This window comes from Paraburkholderia sp. BR10141, assembly GCF_056155635.1.
This window is the reverse complement of sequence record NZ_JBMIQH010000139.1, coordinates 1-563: the sequence shown is the minus strand read 5'-3', so window position 1 is coordinate 563 and position 563 is coordinate 1. Positions and strand designations below refer to the sequence as shown.

The window sequence follows — 563 nt, the reverse complement described above, 5'->3', positions numbered from 1 at the left end:
TTCACGAAGTTCGGCCCGATCGACACGCAGCCGCTGTCGCGCATCAAGAAGATCTCCGGCGCGAACCTGCATCGCAACTGGGTCATGATCCCGCACGTCACGAACAACGACGAAGCGGACATCACCGACCTCGAAGCGCTGCGCGTGCAGTTGAACAAGGAAAACGAGAAGGCGGGTGTGAAGTTCACGATGCTCGCGTTCGTGATCAAGGCCTGCGTCGCGGCGCTCAAGAAGTTCCCGGCGTTCAATGCGAGCCTCGACGGCGACAACCTCGTCTTCAAGCAGTACTACCACATCGGTTTTGCCGCCGACACGCCGAACGGCCTCGTCGTTCCGGTGATCCGCGACGCGGACAAGAAGGGTCTCGTCGACATTGCCAAGGAAATGGCCGAGCTCTCGAAGCTCGCGCGCGAAGGCAAGCTCAAGCCGGACCAGATGCAAGGCGGCTGCTTCTCGATCTCGTCGCTCGGCGGCATCGGCGGCACGCACTTCACGCCGATCATCAACGCACCGGAAGTGGCGATCCTCGGCCTGTCGAAGAGCGCGATGAAGCCGGTGTGGGA

General features: G+C 61.8%; 1 protein-coding gene. It reads left to right on the top strand.

Annotated features, from left to right (window positions below):
• Window positions 1-563, top strand: a 563-nt coding sequence (locus ACOJB8_RS41205; RefSeq protein ID WP_475018007.1) for a 2-oxo acid dehydrogenase subunit E2, incomplete at both ends; no start/stop codon positions are given.